This is a genomic window from Pseudomonas sp. SDO5522_S412 (assembly GCF_054071215.1).
Genome location: NZ_JBSVWQ010000406.1, coordinates 1 through 2,330, shown reverse-complemented (window position 1 = coordinate 2,330; position 2,330 = coordinate 1). Strand labels below are relative to the sequence as shown.

The following is a 2,330-nucleotide window of genomic DNA, read 5'->3' as shown; positions in this document are numbered from 1 at the left end:
GCTGCGAAGCGGCCCTGGCTTTTTTGGGGCGGCTTCGCCGCCCAGCGGGAGCAAGCTCCCTCGCCACAGGGTTTTTGTCAGCCTGGAAAATGCGGCAAATCGGCCAAAACAGGACATAAGGTACACTCCACCCCTGAAAACCCCGCCGCGCTGTGCGGTTCAAAGGTTTTGACAGGAGGATATGTGAGTAACCGAGGTGAGCAGTCGCTGCTCAAACAATCGACCATCCTGATGTTCGCCGTGGCGATCGCCGGGATTGTCACGGGGGTGGTGTCGGGCGCCCAATCGATTTTATTCGACGGCTTTTTCTCGCTGATCGCCACCGCCATCAAGGTGCTGATGCTGATCACGGCCAAGCTGATCGCCAAGAAAAGCAACGAACGTTTCCAGTTCGGCTACTGGCACCTGGAGCCCATGGTGCTGTTGATCGAAGGCAGCTTTTTGCTGTTGATCGCCATCTACGCGTTTCTCAACGGCGTATTCGGCATTATCAATGGCGGGCGCGATATCGAGTTGGGCCTGGTGATCATCTACGCGGCGGTGTTTACCGTCGTCGAGTTCGCCTATTTCTTCTACGTGCGTTACCGCAATCGCACGCTCAAGTCGTCGCTGATCCAGTTCGACAACATCAGTTGGTTGGTGGACGCGATGCTGTCGGTGGGGCTGCTGGTGAGCTTCCTGGCGGCGCTGTTGCTCAAGTCCCAGGGCTATGGGCAGTGGGCGGTGTATGTCGACCCGTTGATCCTGATCCTGCTGGCGTTGAGCATGCTGGCGCCGGCCTTCAAGATCCTGCGCCCGGCGCTACGCGACGTGTTGGGGATTGTGCCGGACCAACTGGACGGCAAAGTGCGCGAAGTGATGGAGGCGGCCCAGGCCAGGCATGGTTTCGATGATTACGTGTCCTACGTGCAGAAGCACGGGCGGGCGCGGTTTATCGAGATTCATGTGGTGCTGCCGGCGGATTACCCGGTGGATAACGTCGCCACCCTGGACGGGCTGCGCGAAGAAATATCCACAGGGTTGGGCAAGCCCGACGCGGCCCGCTGGCTGACGATCAGTTTTACCGGGGACCGCAAATGGATTGCGTAAGGCCCAGGTAGCACGTTGCCAAGTGGTAAGGCGTGGTCGACGGCATGTCCCGCCGGCTCACGTGCCCCTTGGCATCCAGGCACTCATTCCAGCCTTTGTCATGCAGGAAGCGTTGTTGCAGCGCCAGCAATTGGCGTTGCAGCACGGCTTCACTGTCGGGCCGCAAGGTCAGCGCCCGCAGGTATTCGGCCTGGGCCCAGATGCGCTGGGTGCCGTCGCGCACGCTGCCGTCCAGGGCGAGCATGCCGCTGACCGCACCGGTCAGGTTATCCACACCCTTTTGCTCGGCATAGGTGAACGCTTTGTTCAGCGATGTGTGCAGCGGTGTGCCCCGCAGCAAATCCGAAGATTCCAGCAGGAAGAACCATTCGAACTGATGCCCCGGTTCAAACCAGTTATCCACAGCACCCAGCGGTTTTTCCATCATCACCCCGTGTTGGCGGTCGATGAAGCGCTTCTGCATGGCGTTGGCCAGGTCCAGCAACGCGTCTTGGGTGACGGCGTCCTCCCGCACGGCCAACGTGGCGAGGAAACCTTCGGCAAGGTGCATCAGCGGGTTTTGCAGAGGGCCAGACTTGAGGGATGACCAGTTACGTTCCAGCACCGCTTCGTACAGGCCGTCGCCGGTGGCGAAGCGTTCGGCGACCACTTCCAAGGCGGCGTCGAGTACCGATTCCACCAGCGATTCACGTACCTTGGCCCAATAGTGGGCGCAGGCGAAGATGATGAAGGCGTGGGTGTAGAGGTCCTTGCGCTTATCCAGCGGCTTGCCGTGGGCGTCGATGCTGTAGAACCAGCCGCCGTGCTCGGCGTCGTGGAAGTGCCGTTGCAGGGAACGGAACAACGCGGCGGCGCGCTCCTCGGCAAAGGCTGCGCCGGGTTCACCGATCAGGCTGGCAAACAGGTACAACTGCCGTGCGCAGGCCATGGCGCGATAGCGTTGCGGGGGCAAAGGCCGATGATCGGCGTCCAGGGCCTCATAGGGCAGCGCCAGGTCGGCATTCCAGCCCGGGCCTTGCCAGAGCGGCACGATCAGGTCGTGGAAGTGCGTCAACACGGCGGTCAATTGAGGCTTGAGGGCGGAGCTTGGAGCGATGGGCATCGGCTGGCGTCGTCACGGCAGGGGTGTTTGCGCGACATGGTATCAGGCTTGGGATCGGTGTTGTCTTTACTGCCGCCTTCGCGAGCAAGCCCGCTCCCACATTCGATCGAGTTCCATTGTTGGAATGCAGTCGACTGTG

At 61.0% G+C, this 2,330-nt stretch carries 2 protein-coding genes; one reads left to right on the top strand and one right to left on the bottom strand.

Annotated features, from left to right (window positions below):
* Positions 1-183: 183 nt before the first annotated feature.
* A complete protein-coding gene (locus tag ACW9I6_RS32070) occupies positions 184-1,089 on the top strand; it encodes a cation diffusion facilitator family transporter (protein WP_102367988.1) in 906 nt (301 codons plus the stop codon).
* Here the strand turns inward: ACW9I6_RS32070 and ACW9I6_RS32065 are convergent.
* Complete coding sequence (locus ACW9I6_RS32065) at positions 1,061-2,191, bottom strand: AGE family epimerase/isomerase (protein WP_008439078.1); 1,131 nt, start codon at positions 2,189-2,191, stop codon at positions 1,061-1,063. The genes ACW9I6_RS32070 and ACW9I6_RS32065 overlap by 29 nt on opposite strands.
* Between the last annotated feature and the right edge of the window lie 139 nt (positions 2,192-2,330).